12 protein-coding genes are annotated in these 15172 nt (G+C 59.5%); 8 read left to right on the forward strand and 4 right to left on the reverse strand.

Features of this window, described 5'->3' with window-relative positions; all coding sequences use genetic code 11:
- Positions 1–146 precede the first annotated feature (146 nt).
- The 4 genes from KMP13_RS08505 to KMP13_RS08520 all read left to right on the forward strand — a co-directional run bounded on the left by KMP13_RS08505 (position 147) and on the right by KMP13_RS08520 (position 3427).
- On the forward strand, positions 147–938 hold the full coding sequence (locus tag KMP13_RS08505) for an IclR family transcriptional regulator (protein ID WP_215265431.1): 792 nt from the start codon (positions 147–149) through the stop codon (positions 936–938).
- A 121-nt stretch (positions 939–1059) separates the two neighbouring features.
- The gene (locus tag KMP13_RS08510; protein ID WP_215265432.1) at positions 1060–1890 is read left to right on the forward strand and encodes a bifunctional allantoicase/(S)-ureidoglycine aminohydrolase; all 831 of its coding nucleotides are present in this window, start codon (positions 1060–1062) and stop codon (positions 1888–1890) included.
- A 110-nt stretch (positions 1891–2000) separates the two neighbouring features.
- Positions 2001–2318 (forward strand): hypothetical protein, encoded by a 318-nt coding sequence (locus KMP13_RS08515; protein WP_215265433.1) that lies wholly within the window; start codon positions 2001–2003, stop codon positions 2316–2318.
- Positions 2319–2443: 125 nt separating this feature from the next.
- Positions 2444–3427 carry a type I glyceraldehyde-3-phosphate dehydrogenase gene (locus tag KMP13_RS08520; protein ID WP_215265434.1) on the forward strand — a complete coding sequence of 328 codons (984 nt, stop codon included), beginning with the start codon at positions 2444–2446 and terminating at the stop codon, positions 3425–3427.
- A 111-nt stretch (positions 3428–3538) separates the two neighbouring features.
- Here the strand turns inward: KMP13_RS08520 and KMP13_RS08525 are convergent, their stop codons facing one another.
- From KMP13_RS08525 to puuE, 3 genes are all read right to left on the reverse strand, one after another.
- Positions 3539–4897, reverse strand: coding sequence for a uracil-xanthine permease family protein (locus tag KMP13_RS08525; RefSeq protein WP_215265435.1), 1359 nt, complete (start codon positions 4895–4897; stop codon positions 3539–3541).
- Positions 4898–4979: 82 nt separating this feature from the next.
- A complete protein-coding gene (locus KMP13_RS08530) occupies positions 4980–5474 on the reverse strand; it encodes an ureidoglycolate lyase (RefSeq protein WP_215265436.1) in 495 nt (164 codons plus the stop codon).
- Positions 5471–6904 carry an allantoinase PuuE gene (gene puuE / locus KMP13_RS08535; RefSeq protein ID WP_215265437.1) on the reverse strand — a complete coding sequence of 478 codons (1434 nt, stop codon included), beginning with the start codon at positions 6902–6904 and terminating at the stop codon, positions 5471–5473. Before puuE ends, KMP13_RS08530 begins: the two co-directional genes overlap by 4 nt.
- A 164-nt stretch (positions 6905–7068) precedes the next feature.
- Here puuE and uraH point away from each other — a divergent pair, with 164 nt between their 5' ends.
- Entirely contained in the window at positions 7069–7425 is a 357-nt protein-coding gene (gene uraH, locus KMP13_RS08540) for a hydroxyisourate hydrolase (RefSeq protein ID WP_215265438.1), read from the forward strand.
- Between the two features lie 65 nt (positions 7426–7490).
- Here the strand turns inward: uraH and KMP13_RS08545 are convergent, their stop codons facing one another.
- Positions 7491–8435 (reverse strand): LysR family transcriptional regulator, encoded by a 945-nt coding sequence (locus KMP13_RS08545; RefSeq protein WP_215265439.1) that lies wholly within the window; start codon positions 8433–8435, stop codon positions 7491–7493.
- A 131-nt stretch (positions 8436–8566) separates the two neighbouring features.
- On the opposite strand from KMP13_RS08545, the gene KMP13_RS08550 reads away from it, so the two are divergent.
- From KMP13_RS08550 to KMP13_RS08560, 3 genes are all read left to right on the forward strand, one after another.
- Complete coding sequence (locus tag KMP13_RS08550; protein ID WP_215265440.1) at positions 8567–9802, forward strand: urate hydroxylase PuuD; 1236 nt, start codon at positions 8567–8569, stop codon at positions 9800–9802.
- A gap of 112 nt (positions 9803–9914) precedes the next feature.
- Positions 9915–11723 carry an autotransporter assembly complex protein TamA gene (locus KMP13_RS08555; protein ID WP_215265441.1) on the forward strand — a complete coding sequence of 603 codons (1809 nt, stop codon included), beginning with the start codon at positions 9915–9917 and terminating at the stop codon, positions 11721–11723.
- Complete coding sequence (locus KMP13_RS08560; protein ID WP_251363743.1) at positions 11720–15166, forward strand: translocation/assembly module TamB domain-containing protein; 3447 nt, start codon at positions 11720–11722, stop codon at positions 15164–15166. Before KMP13_RS08555 ends, KMP13_RS08560 begins: the two co-directional genes overlap by 4 nt.
- Positions 15167–15172 lie beyond the last annotated feature (6 nt).

Here is a 15172-nt window from a genome sequence, read left to right on the forward strand (position 1 = left end):
GTTTTTTGTCGCACTCGCCGGTTATCACTTTATTTACGCCGTTCAAATAGGGTCCAATCACGTGAATATGATTGTAGCGGTTAAACGGTGTAGGAGCCTCTGGCGGGAACATACACAGTTTTGCTGCGCGAACTCCGAAGGCGCCTATGCAGCAGAACGACCCGACCTTTGCAGAGCCAAGTGGTTTTGCCTCCAATAGCTTTGCTAAAGGACTGGCTGTGTTAGAGGCTTTTGATGCTGACTCCCCTTGCCTGTCCATGGCCGAAATTGCGCGTCGCACCGGACAGGATCGCGCAACTGCCAGACGCGGTGTGCTCACGCTGGAGGCGTTGGGCTTTTTGGAACGGAAGGGACGGCTGTTTGCCCTGTCGCCCAAGGTGCTGATCCTTGCCGGGAATTTCCTGCAAGCCAGCCGATTGCGCAGCGAAACCCTCCCGATCCTGAACCATTACGCAGCACTGCTGGACACTGACCTGCATCTGACGACCCTGTTCGATAATCAAGTGCTGCAGCTTTGTCATACGGACCAGAAATCCGCCGAAGGGCATAACGCGCCCGAGGTGGGGGCAACCTGCCTGCCATACAATTGCTCCATGGGCCGGGTGCTGTTGTCGTCATTGCCAGATGAGGATCTTGTACAGCTGTTAGACACGGCAGATATTCCACGCCGCACCCCGCATTCGCTGAACAGTCCGTCGGTGGTTTTGGAACGCATTCAGACCGCGCGGCAGGCGGGTTACGCCTTTGAGTATGGCGAATACACGGCCGGTGAACTTGGCTATGCTGTACCTATCAAGGTGGAGAGCAAGCGCCCGCTGGCCTTGGGGCTTCGCCGGTCTATTGACCACGCCCCCAACAAACCAGTTGAAGCCTATCTCGAGGCGTTGTGGAATTGCGCCCGTGAATTGTGCGTTTTGCCAGCCCTCAGCGCGTTCTAAGGTTCGCCGCGACAGCGCTTTCAAATAAAACCAAAGACTGCTTTTCCTCCCGCTTGGCTTTCCGATACGGTGCAACCCCGGCATAGTCGGTATCTCACGCAGTCAAACGGAGGCTTCGGCCATGACAGGACAGCCCTATTTCACCCCCAAGGGCGGGCTGCCCGAACAGACCCAACTTCTAACGGATCGTGCCGTCTTTACAGACGCTTATGCAGTGATCCCAAAAGGGACGATGCGCGATATTGTGACGTCCCTTTTGCCGGGGTGGACCGGGATGCGCATGTGGGTTCTGGCGCGTCCGCTGAGCGGGTTTGCTGAGACCTTCTCGCAGTATATTGTTGAGCTGCAACCGGGCGGTGGCTCTGCACAGCCCGAAACAGATCCCGCCGCGCAAGCAGCTCTGTTTGTCACCGAAGGCACCGTGTCCGTCACAATCGCAGGCACCACGCACACCCTGATCGCAGGCGGTTTTGCTTATATCCCGCCAGGGACCGAGTGGTCCGTGACCAACAGCGACCAGCACCCCTGCAGCTTTCACTGGATCCGCAAAGCTTGGCAAGCGGCGCCGGGCGTCACGCCCCCTGCCCCCTTTGTCGCGCAGGAACAAGACATCGCCCTGATCCAAATGCCCGGCACCGATGGCACATGGGCCACCACCCGGTTCATGGATCCCAACGACATGTCTCACGACATGCATGTCACCGTAGTCACCTTTGAACCCGGCGGCGTCATCCCATTTGCCGAGACCCATGTGATGGAACATGGGCTGTATGTGCTAGAGGGCAAAGCGGTCTATCGGCTCAACCAGGACTGGGTTGAAGTCGAAGCCGGTGATTTCATGTGGCTGCGCGCCTTTTGCCCACAGGCCTGTTACGCCGGCGGCCCCGGTCGGTTCCGCTATCTTTTGTACAAGGATGTGAACCGCCATATGCCCTTGGCACCGCTACGTTAAATCACGCGCCCCTTGCCCAAATCTTCCTTTTGGTCGTAGGCTGGATTTATTCCATTTTGCACTACACTCAAATTTAAGACCGAGACATTCGGACAAGGGGGAGAGAGAAGATGCGCGTTACCTATATTGCTGCGGCCTTGATGTTAGGCTGTGCAACCATGGCTCAGGCAGAAGAGCCACGCGGTGAGCTCAAACAAGTCAACATTCTGGGGCGAGACTGGCTGATCTGGGCCTCTCATCGGGTGCCCGGCGAACATGTAGCACGTCGCCAAAACGTCGAATTGCTGCCATCGCGCGCACCATCGCTGTTGACCGTGCGCCAGGCCATGCGTGCCTATCGCGGCGCAACGGGTTGTACGGCGAACTACGATACGATGTATCGCACAGATAATGGCGACTATCACTCCACGCTGATCTGCCCGAGGTAGGCCGCACATCGCCATTGTCGTGGATACAATTGTGTTCTTGCTCTCCGAATAGACGCGCTGCATTGATATGATCAAAATGTGCAGGAGGCTGCGTGCCTGCGCGCCCTGGGTCAAGGAGAGCACCCATGAAAATCGCGATCAACGGGTTTGGCCGCATCGGTCGGGCCATTTTGCGCCAACTGCTGACAACCGCGCGCGGTGACGGGGTCGAGGTGGTGATGATCAACGACATCGCAACGCCAGAGATCTGCGCCTATCTCTTCCAATACGACAGCACCTTTGGCCCCTTTCCGCATGAGGTCACTTTGGAAGACGGCGCGCTGCAGGTGATGGAGAAGCGCATCCCGCTCAGCCAGGCTGCTAATCTGACGGAACTGGATCTGCGCGGTGTGGATGTTGTTCTGGAATGCACCGGTATTGCGCGCTCCTCTGATGTGGCGCGGCGCGGCTTGACCGCCGGGGCTGCCAAGGTTTTGATTTCCGGCCCTTCTCCTGCGGCGGAATTCACCTGTGTATTGGGCGCAAATGATGGTGACCTTGGCGCGGCGCAGGTCGTGTCCAACGCATCCTGTACCACAAATGGGCTGGCTCCGCTGGCCCGCCTGGTGGATGAGATCGCGGGCATCGAACGCGCCCATATGACAACCATCCACTGTTATACAAATTCGCAGCCCATGGTGGATGCGCCGCGCGGCGATTTTGCGCGCTCCCGTGCGGGCGCACTGTCGATGGTGCCCACAACCACCTCCGCCACCCATATGATCGAAGAGGTTCTCCCCCACCTCAAAGGGCGCATATCCGGCGCTGCGGTGCGGGTGCCCACGGCTTCGGTCTCTGCGGTGGATCTGGTGGTACAGCTCAAACAGCCGAGGACGGTTGATGCCATTGCGCGGGACTTGAAAGCGCGCGTTGCGGCCTCGCCAGTCTTGGGATGGACCGATCTGCCGCTGGTGTCCGCAGATCTGCGCGCCCGGCCTGAATCTCTGGTGATTGCAGGGCCAGAGACGCGGATGGTCGACGACCGCCAACTGCGGGTTTTTGGCTGGTACGATAATGAATGGGGGTTTTCCGCCCGCATGATCGACGTCGCCCGTCGCATGGCTGGATAACGCAACGCCTCCACACGCGCACGCCGCGCATCGCGCGGCGCTTGGCACAACGGGAGGGAGCAATATCTCATTGTTCCCGACGGGCGAGAGCACCACGCCCGCCAAAAGCGATTAGAATTCCTCTGGCAAGACCAGATTCAAAACAATCGCAATCACTGCAGCAGGCAGCAGGCCGCTGGTCATCAGAATACGCACGGACCCGGACAGGTATTGCACTGCGTTTGGCTCCAATTGCAGACCGAGGCCCACCGATAGGGCAATGGCAAAAATCACCATATTGCGGCGGCTCCAAGCCACCTCGGACAGCATGGAAACACCCGCGGCCGCAACCATGCCAAACATCACAATGACGCCGCCGCCCAACACTTCGATGGGGAACGTGCGGATCAACGCGCCCACTTTTGGCACAAGCCCGCACAGGATCAGGAACAAGGCACCAATGGTCACCACATGGCGGCTCATCACACCGGTCATCGCGATCAGACCGACGTTCTGGCTAAAGGATGTATTCGGCAACCCGCCAAACAACCCGGCCAAAGCCGAGCCAAACCCATCCGCATAGGTCGCGCCTTCGATTTCCTTGTCGGTTGCTTCGCGCCCGGCTCCGCCTTTGGTGATTCCGCTGACGTCGCCAACCGTCTCAACCGCCGAGACAAAAGCCATCAAACAAAAGCCAAGCACCGCTGCAAAAGACAGCTCGAACCCGTACTTAAACGGCACCGGCAGCGCAAAGCTCGCAGCGCGCGACCAGCTGGTACCAATCGCTTCAAACGTGATCATGCCGACCATCAGCGCATAGACATATCCGGCAATCAGCCCGACCAGGACAGCAGCCACCGACAACATGCCCTTGGTGTAAAACTTCAGACCCAAGGTCACAAAGATCACAACCCCCGCCGCAGACCAATTCAACAGCGAACCATATTCAGGCTGGTTCATCGCCGGAACGCCGCCCGCTGCATATTGGATGCCGACCTTGACCAGCGATAGACCAATCATGGTCACCACCAGACCAGTCACCAACGGCGGCAAGGCAAAGCGGATCTTGCCAATCACCAGACCCAGCACCGCGTGAAACAAGCCGCCAATCACCACACCACCATACAGGGCGGCCAACGCATCAACGCCTTTGCCAGCAACCAGCGGGATCATAATCGGCAGAAACGCAAAACTGGTCCCCTGCACGATCGGCAATGCCGCCCCGACCGGTCCCACGGTCAAGGTCTGAAGCAGCGTGGCGATACCGGCAAACAGCATCGACATCTGGATCATGTACAAAAGCTCTGGAAAATCTGGTGAGTTCGAGCCGAACCCAAACCCGGCGGCGCCTGCAATGATGATCGCAGGTGTCACATTGGACACAAACATCGCCAGGACATGTTGGATCCCCAACGGGATGGCCTGCCCAAGCGGGGGCATGTAATTCGGGTCGCGCAGATCCTCTGCGGCGCCGAGCGTGCTGTCTGACATTAGGACTGTACCTCTCTGTTATACAAAACAAAGGGCAGCCTCTTGCCGGGCTGTCCCTTCTTACAAAAACGATCTCAGCACCTTAGGGGCGCTGCACTTCAAACGGCTGTTCAAACCAATATTCTTCGAGGTTCTCACCCGCACCGATCCGATCAACCACCGCAAAGACCCCCGGCGCGTGAAGCGGCGTCAGCACCCCGTGCCAGGTGCCGCGATGAAAATTCATGGCCTGACCTGGCTGGGTCTCAAACGCCAGCGGATGGCCCGGCGCGCCGTCCATGTCAGGAGCTACAATCACCAAGAAACCATGCGCGCTCATCGGGATAAAGGCCTGGCTGCCCGCTGGATGACGCTCCACCATCTCAAGGCGATAGGGCAGCGCGCGCGGCTCCGCCTGAAACAGGCTGATGCCCGCGCAACCATCCGTGAAATCCAGATCCGCCCGGTCATGGAAGCGGCCACAGAACCCCTGGTTGATGATCTTGTCCGGCTCTCCAGAAAAGTCGAGCAGATCGCCATAAGGCGCAAATCCCGTTGCCGTGATCGGCTCAATTGTCAAAACATGCGACACGCTCATGGCAGCAGCTCCTTAAGCCGGTACAAGGCGATGCGCTCTACCTGTCGGCAAGCCTCGGCGAATTCTTCGGCGCGCGTGTTTTCAACGCGCCGCGCAAAGGTAGCCAGAATGGACGCTTTGTCATGGTCGCGCACGGCGATGATAAAGGGAAAGCCGAATTTGGCGGTGTAGTCCGTATTAAGCTGTGTGAAGATCGCACGTTCCGCATCGGTCAACGCATCCAACCCGGCTGAGGCCTGTTCAGATGTGCTTTCAGCGGTCAGGCGTTTTGCGGCGGCCAGCCTTCCGGCTAGATCGGGGTGGGCCAGAAGAACCGCTTTTCGCTCCGCTTCTGTGGCACGTCGAAAGCTGCGGCACAACGCATTGTGCAAACCCGTGGCCGTGTCATGCGCGGGGCCAAGCTCAAGATCCTGGGCGCGTTCGGCCACCCATTGGCTATGTTCGAAAATGCCACCGTAGGCCGCGACAAATTCGCCCCGCCCCATCTGATGCGGTCGCGCAAACCGGTGTGGGGGATGGGTCTTGTGCCAGTGCTCGGCGATATCAATGCGCCGCGGACACCAAACCCCTTCAAACCCCTGAATATAGTCAATAAACCTCTGCAGCCCTGCCGCTTTTCCCGGTCGGCCAATCAACCGACAATGAAACCCGATGGACATCATTTTGGGCGCGCCCGCTGCCCCTTCGGCATAGAGCACATCAAAGGCATCTTTGAGATACTGAAAGAACTGTTCCCCGGTTGTGTACCCCGGCGCCGTGGCAAAGCGCATGTCATTGGCTTCCAGCGTGTAGGGGATGATCAACTGATCCCGGTCGTCGACCTCAATCCAATGGGGCAGATCATCGTCATAGGTGTCCGAGATATAGTCAAACCCACCTTCTTCGGCGACCAGACGCACGGTGTTGACGCTACAGCGCCCCGTGTACCAACCGCGCGGGCGCGTGCCGGTGACCTCGGTATGCAGGCGGATCGCCTCGGCAATGGCGGCGCGTTCTTCGTCGGGCGACATATCCTTGTGCTCGACCCATTTCAGGCCGTGCGAGGCGATTTCCCACTCCGCCTCCAACATGGCAGCAACCTGCTCCGGCGCGCGGGCCAGAGCTGTCGCAACCCCGTAAATCGTGATCGGGATGCCAGCCCCGGTGAACATGCGATGCAGCCGCCAGAACCCGGCACGGGCACCGTATTCGTAGATCGACTCCATGTTCCAATGGCGCTGCTCTGGCCAGGGGGCGGCCCCCGGAATGTCGGACAAAAACGCCTCAGACGCGGCATCCCCATGCAGGATGTTGTTCTCGCCACCTTCCTCATAGTTCAGCACAAATTGCACCGCGACTTTTGCACCGCCCGGCCACTGGGCATCGGGCGGCGTCGCCCCATAGCCGATCATGTTACGAGGGTAGCGCGGGGGCATGTCTGTTGCCGTCATCGGACTCACTGCTGCTCTTCCTAGGGGTGATGTTGAATTATTATGCCAGAAACTCAGCCGGGTTTTTCAAATTTTCCCGAAAGCTGTTGAGGTGGCAGGGAATTTGCTATGTGCAGCGCCTTGGGGCAGAGTTCTGCTGAAGGCTTAAGCAAGGAGCGCGCGCAATGAGCGGATATCTGTCGACACATGTGCTGGACACGGCACGGGGCTGCCCGGCACAGGACTTGCTGATCGCGCTTTATAAAGTCAGCGGCAATTCTCATCGCAAGCTGCTCGAGATGCGCACCAATGCCGATGGGCGCACGGATACCCCGATCCTGCCCCAGGAGACGTTCAAAACTGGCACGTATGAGCTGGTATTCTTTGCCGGTGATTATCTGCGTGCCACGGGTCAGGCGGGCGAGGATCCGATGTTTCTGGATCAAATCCCGATCCGCTTTGGCATGAGCGAGGCTGACGCCCATTACCATGTGCCCCTCCTGCTGTCGCCTTATGCCTATTCCACCTACCGCGGCAGCTAAACGCCCCTGCGCCGCGCCAGCGGCGCCATGCCCAAGGCTGTAATGCAGCCGCTTTAGCGGTGTATTCAGGCGCGGGAGCCCACCGAATGTTCGGCTTCCTGTTCCGCATGACGCACCGCTTCGCCTATTTTACTGGCCATGAACTCCAGAAACAGCCGGGTCTTGGGATCCTGGTGACGCCGATGGGCATAAAGACAACCGAGCTGCACCGAAACAGGCGGCGTCTGCACCGCAACCGGAACCAAAGCGCCAGATGACAGCAGGGGCGCGACTTCAAAAATCGGTTTCAAGGCAATGCCTTCCCCAGCCACCGCCCAATCCGTCAGAACATCCCCGTCATCACATTCATGGCGCCCTGCCACTGCAAAACGGCGTGCTCCCTCGCCTGTTTCCAGCTGCCACTGAAACTCGCTAGCTCCGGGGTATCTGAGGTTCAGACAATTGTGCCCTTGATCCAGCAAATCATCCCCTTGCTGTGGCATCCCATGTTTGGCGACATAATCCGGCGCCGCGCACAGCACCCGGTGACATTCCGCAATCTTGCGCATTTTCAACGTGCTATCGGCAGGTTGGCCCAGGAAGAATGCCAGATCCAGCCCCTCGGTCGTCAGATCAACCGCCCGGTCCGACAGGCGCAGTCGCACCGAAATCTCTGGGTAGTTTTTCAAAAACTCCGGAACCGCAGGCGCAATCAACCGCCGCCCGATCCCCAATGGAGCTGCCACAAACAAGGTCCCGCGCGGCGTATCTGTCAGGTGCATGACCTGCGCTTCGGCGTCCTCCACGGCCTCCAGCACCGCAACAGCGCCCGGATAAAAGGCACGCCCCTGTTCGGTTGCCGTCAGATTGCGGGTGGTGCGTTGAAACAGGCGCACGCGCAGATAGTCTTCCAATTGGGATATACGAGCAGAGGTCACCGCAGGCGAAATCCGCAGATCGCGCCCCGCGGCTGACATAGAGCCAAGCTCATACACCCGGACAAAGGTGCGTATGTTATCGAGGTAGGACATTTTACCGATTTTTTTGATACTCTTGGCCAATACATAGGAATACCGAAAAAATGCAACTCTGGCTAGGCTCACACAGGCAAGCGGCGCAGGCGTTGCGCAAAATAACAGCACGAAAGACAGGAGCGGAATAAATGTGGGATCTGACCCTATGGTGGGAGTGGCTCAGCTTTGCGGCCAGATGGACACATGTGATCACTGCAATTGCTTGGATCGGTTCGTCTTTTTACTTCATCGCGCTGGATCTCGGCCTCAACCGTGACATTCCCGGCCCTGCCGACGGAGAAGAATGGCAGGTGCATGGGGGTGGGTTTTACCACATCCAAAAATACCTCGTGGCCCCTGCTCGCATGCCCGAACATCTGACTTGGTTCAAATGGGAAAGCTATGCGACCTGGCTGTCGGGGTTTGCCCTGTTGATGGTGGTCTATTGGGCAGGAGGTGAGTTGTACCTGATTGACCAGTCCAAAGCCGATCTAGACGTCTACGAAGGCGTGGTTCTGTCGGCCGCAGTTCTGGGCGGTGGATGGTTGTTTTACAACGGGTTGTGCACCTCACCACTGGCGGAACGACCAACGCTTTTGATGGTGATCCTGTTTCTGTTTCTGGTGGTGCTGGGCTGGGGGTTGAACCAGGTTTTCACTGGCCGGGCCATGATGCTGCACCTTGGCGCCTTTACCGCGACAATCATGAGCGCCAACGTCTTTTTCATCATCATTCCGAACCAAAAGATCGTGGTGGCGGATCTGCAAGCCGGGCACAAACCGGACCCGAAGTACGGCAAGATCGCCAAGCTGCGCTCGACCCATAACAACTACCTCACCCTTCCGGTGATTTTCCTGATGCTGTCCAACCACTACCCGCTGGCCTTTGCCAGCCAGTACAACTGGTTGATCGCGGCGCTGGTGTTCTTGATGGGGGTTACGATCCGCCATTACTTCAACACGATGCATGCCAAAGCGGGCGATCCGCGCTGGACCTGGATTGTCACGGTCCTGTTGTTCATCTCGGCGGTGCTCTTGTCGATGGCCGGCCGTGAACGCGAAGGTGATCAGGCGTTCGCCCTCAAAGGCGCGGCGCAAACCCTGGCGCAGACCCAAGGTTTCGCCGATGTGCATGAGATCGTGTCAACCAATTGCAGCATGTGCCATGCGCGCGCGCCGTCCTATGATGGGATCGGCCGCGCACCCAAAGGCATCCTGCTGGAAACGCCTGAAGACGTGGCGCGAAACGGACGCGCGATCTTTTTACAAGCCGGTGTCACGCAGGCCATGCCACCGGCCAATCTGACCTATATGGACGCCGAAGCACGGGCCGCGATCCGCGCCTGGTATCGCGCAGCGGATCTACAAGGGTTGGGCCGTCTGTAATTTGCAAGACGGGAAAGCAATTTCCCCGTTCCGCCACGCGCAAACTCCGTGCTAGGTCTGGTCTGTCCCAATTGGGGCCACGACGAACTCCAAGGCGCAAGGCGGAGACGACATGAATTCACGAAGCGATCTGTCCCGGTTTTCGCGCGGATTAGCTGGATGCCTGACGCTTGTTGCTTTGTTGTTCTCAGCCCCCGCGCAGGCGGTTCCAACGGAATTCAACACAGCCGACGCGGATGACGGGCTGCGGGATCGACTGCAGGCGACGTCCGCGACTTGGCGCGCGCGTGGATCGGACAGCGGATCCGTTCAGGATATCCTTGCAGCTGCCCTTTCCGATTATCGCAGCCTTGTGCAGGTCTTGTACGATCAAGGGCATTTTTCGCCGGTGGTCTCGATCAAGCTTGATGGGCGAGAGGCGGCAACGCTGAACCCGTTATCCCTGCCCGCGCAGGTCAACGCGGTCGTTGTATCAGTGGACGCAGGCCCCGCTTTTAGGCTCGGCCAAGTCGCGATCGCCCCACTGCCAGATGATCCCGAAACGCCCATCCCCGACGGTTTTCGCACAGGCGCAGCGGCCAACACCGGGATCTTGCGCGATGCAGCTGCGGCGGGTGTCACCGCTTGGCGCCAGGAAGGTCATGCCAAGGCGCGGGTTGCCGGGCAATCCATCAGCGCCGACCATCGCAGCCAACGCTTGAACGCGGATATCCGCTTAGCTCCTGGTCAGCGCCTGCGCTTTGGCAACTTGACGGTTAAAGGGCCAAGCGATGTGCGCGACGCCGCCATCAAACGGATCGCAGGCCTGCCCAGCGGTGAGGTCTACCACCCTGATCTGGTGGCAAAATCCGCCGCACGCCTGCGCCGAACCGGGACCTTTTCCTCGGTTGTGGTGCGCGAAGCAGAAAACGCCAACCCAGACCAGACGCTTGATTTCACCGCAGAAGTGGTCGACCAGCCCAAACGGCGGTTTACCTTTGGCGGCGAGCTGACATCCGATGGCGCAGAGATCAGCACCACTTGGACCCATCGCAACCTGTTTGGCGGGGCTGAGCAGTTCCAGTTTGAAACCCGCCTGTCGGGGATCGGCGGCAGTTCAGACATCGACGGGCGCATCGGGGTGCGGCTGGAACGCCCGGCAACCTTTGGCCCCGATGACAGTACATTCTACCTGCTTGAATTGGAGCGCCTGGACGAGGAGCACTACTCAGCGCTGCGTGCCCTTGGCGCGGTGGGCGTGCGGCGGATCTATTCTGATACGCTCGAAGGACAGGTCGCCGTGGGGGGCTCCACCAACCTGGTGACCGACGCCTTTGGCAAACGTCGCTTTCGCTATGTTCTGGCGAACGTGAAACTGGAACAGGACCTGCGCAACAGCAGCGTCAATGCAACAGACGGGCATTTTCTAGCGGCCGAAGCCACGCCGTTTCTGGGCCTGCGCGGCGCAGATTCCGGTGTGCAGTTAAAAGGTGACGCGCGGATCTATCACCCGGTCGGCTCCCGCCTTGTGCTGGCAGGACGTGTGCAAGTTGGCTCTGTCGTGGGGCCAAGCCTGTCCAATGTATCCCCAACGCTTGGATTTTTCTCCGGTGGGGCCGGCAGCGTGCGTGGGCATGAATATCAGGCCTTTGGCGTCGACATCGGCGATGACACCGCGGCTGGGCGCGGGTTCGTCGCGATCTCAGCAGAACTGCGCGGCCAAATCACCGACGCGCTGTCTGTTGTTGGGTTTTACGACGTGGGCTTTGTCTCAGCAGACAGTTTTCCAACCTCGGGCTCAAATCAGCATGCCGGAGCTGGCATCGGTTTGCGCTATGATATCGCAGGTATCGGCCCCTTGCGGCTGGACTTGGCCTTCCCGGTCAGCGGCGGCACCGAGGACGGGTTGCAATTCTATATTGGCGTGGGGCAAGCGTTTTGAGAATCAAGCCATTTCATATCGCGGCGCTCACGCTGGCGAGTTTCACCCCGCTTGCGGCACAGGAAAAAGTCTCGACCGAGGACAGCGGCGGCTTTGTTGTCGACTTTCTTGAAGACAGCCTGTCTGGCGACAATCGTTCAGTCAATGTTGTGGGGTTGAGCGGGACGTTTTCCTCGCGGGCTGAGATTGAGCGCCTGACCATCTCTGACGACCAAGGGATCTGGCTGGAGCTTGAGGGCGCTGAACTGGACTGGAACCGCACCGCCTTGCTGCGCGGAAACCTGTCGATCAACCAGCTGTCGGCCAAACGGATCGCGGTGCTGCGCGCGCCGCAACCGGGTGCGACGGATCCCAACATCCCCGCACCGGAAGCAACCCCGTTAAAGGTCCCGGAGCTGCCCATTGCCATCACGCTCGGCAGTCTCAAGGCGGATCGGATCGAGTTGGGCGCGCCTCTGGTCGGGCAGGACAGTATCTGGTCTTTGACGGGGGGCTTGTCCCTTGTGGATGGCGCATTAGACACGGCGCTGGATCTGGCACGTCTGGATCGTGACGGCGATGCACTGCGGTTGCGGGTTGATATCGGCGCAGGATCTGACAGCGCCAGTATCGAGTTGGTCGCAAGCGAAGCGCCGGGCGGTATAATTGGCGCTCTCCTGCCGCTGCAGGATGCGCCTCGGCTAGATCTGACGCTCAACGGATCGGGGCCACTGACCGACTTTCATGCAGATCTGGACTTTACCGCCCAAGATCTGGCGCAGGTCGCCGGTGAGGTTGTGATTGCTGCGGATGCGGTTGATAGCGATAGTGACTCTGAAACCCCGAAGAGCCTGGGATTTTCCGCCGATCTCAATGGTGATATCGACGCGCTGATCCCTGCCACCTATCGCCCGTTCTTTGGCCCCGGCCTGCGACTACGAGTCAAAGGGGAGCAGTTTGAAAACACCGATGGCGTCCAAGGGATCGCGCTGCACTCCCTCGCGATTTCCAGCCGTGCGCTGCGACTGAGCGGTGCAGCAATGGTCAAGGGCGGCCAGCTCGAGACCGCCAATCTACGCGCCAACGTCACCCCAACCGACGGGCAAAGCCGCGTGATTCTGCCCGTGGCGGGTGGTGAGACATCGGTGTCCGCACTGTCACTGACAGCCCAAAAATCGACCGGCCCCTACTGGCGCCTGCGTGCGGATATGCAGGATCTGGTGACGACATCGGCCCAGGTTGAAACCGCAACCCTGACCCTGGATGGGCAGTTGCAACAGGCTCCGTTCCTGCTTGAGGCGCAGACACGTGCCGCGCTGGCGGGACTGCAATTGGATGACCCGAACTTGACCGCCGCCATTGGCGAGGCGCTGCAGCTTGAAACCACATTGATCGCAGATGGTGAAAGACTGGACGCCTCCAATCTGCGCCTGCGTTCAGACGGCTATGCAGTGGCCGGAAAAATCGCGATTGCGAGCTGGGATGACGGTTTGGAAATCTCGCCAGATATCGAGGCTGAGATTGCAGATCTGGCGCGCCTGGCACCCCTTGCCGGTATCGATCTGAAAGGGTCTGCCGCGGCCAAGGTTTCTGGGACATACACCCCGCTCAGCGGTGCGTTTCACGCGAATCTTTCGGCGCAGGCCGATGACCTGGTCACGGGCGTCGCGCAGTTGGATCCGATGATCGCAGGCACCAGCACGCTGAACCTGATCGCAAGCCGGGATGAAACAGGTGTGACAATTGACACCTTCACCCTTGCGGCACCCGGTCTGAACGGCACCGCGTCGGGAGAGTTGACAAGCCAAGACGGCACCCTCGACATCGCAGCCGAAATTGCCGACCTCGCCCCATTGGTGCCCCAGGCGCCGGGGCCGTTGAATGTCACGGGGACGATTGGGCGGGACGGGCAAGCATTCGACGCACAGCTTGCGTTGAAAGGCCCCAATAGCTCGGATCTGACCCTCAACGGGACGGCGGATCTGGAGGGCAACGCCGATCTGTCTCTCACCGCGCGATTTGCGCGGTTGGAGCGGTTTGTGCCGCAACTGACCGGAACCGCCACCGCCTCGGGCACGGCCCAACGTCGTGGCGGGATATGGCAGGTCAACCTGGATGCCGATGGCCCGGCAGGCACCACTGCCGCGATTGCCGGCAGTTGGGACGAAGCACGCGCGGCGGCGGATCTGACGGCCAAGGGGAACCTGCGGCTGGACGTTGCCAATCTGTTTATTGCGCCCAACCTGCTGAGCGGCGCGGCCAGCTTTGACCTAGCCCTGCGGGGTACACCGGGGCTAGAGGCGTTGTCAGGAACCATCCGCACCCAAGGCAGCCGCTTGGTTCTGCCAGACATTCCCCAACAGATCGAAGACATAACCGGACAGGTGCAAATCGCCAATGCCCACGCGCGGTTGGACATCTCGGCGCGTCCGCGTGATGGCGGGCAGATCCGTATTGCGGGGCCCGTTGGGATGACGGCGCCATATGTTGGCGATCTCGGGATATCCCTCGGCAATGTGGTGCTCACCGACAATCTGATCTACAAGACCGAGCTTGGTGGCAATCTGCGACTCAGCGGTCCATTGGTTCAAGGTGGCGCGCTGACCGGTCAGATTGATGTGGCGGAAACCAATATCAATATCGCCAGTGCAGGCGGCGCAATCGATGCCGCCCCTATTCCAGACATCCGCCATATTGGTGAACCCGCTGCGGTTTACAAAACCCGCGCCCGCGCAGGTCTGATCGACAGCCAAAGCGGCGGCAGCACCAGCGATCTTGCGCTGGATATACAAGTGAACGCCCCCAATCGCATCTTTGCTCGCGGGCGCGGATTGCGATCTGAACTCGGCGGCAGTTTACGGGTGCGTGGCACAGCCAGCGCGCCGGAACCTGCCGGTCAAATCAATCTGATACGCGGCAGTTTTGACATTTTAGGGCGGCGGCTTGAACTGGACAGCGGGCAGATCGCGCTTGTTGGCAACCTGACGCCTTACCTGGATTTTTCGGCCTCCAGCAATACGTCCGAGGGCACCGCAACGTTGAGCATTACCGGCCCCGTAAACGCGCCCCAAATCGAAGTGAGCGCCGACCCCAATCGCCCCAGCGAGGAAGCCTTAGCGCTTTTGTTGTTCGGCGACAATGTACAGGACCTCTCACCCCTGGCGCTGGCACGTCTGGCGGCGTCTGCGGCCAAGTTGAGCGGGCGTGGATTGGGTGCGGAGGAAAAACTGGCGAATGAAACGGGTGTCGATGATGTTGACGTGGGCTTTGACAACCTTGGCACCGGTGAATTGGGGCTTGGCGGATACGCGGCTGAGAGCGTCTACACGGATTTCAATATCAATACCCGTGGCGAAAGCGAGCTGTCGCTCAACCTCGATCTCAACCCGAACCTGTCGGTTACCGGCACCGTCGACAGCACCGGTGAGACCGGTGTTGGTCTGTTTTTCAAGCGGGATTACTAGGGGCGT

The sequence above is a fragment of the Epibacterium ulvae genome (assembly GCF_018678075.1).
Taxonomy (GTDB): domain Bacteria; phylum Pseudomonadota; class Alphaproteobacteria; order Rhodobacterales; family Rhodobacteraceae; genus Epibacterium; species Epibacterium ulvae_A.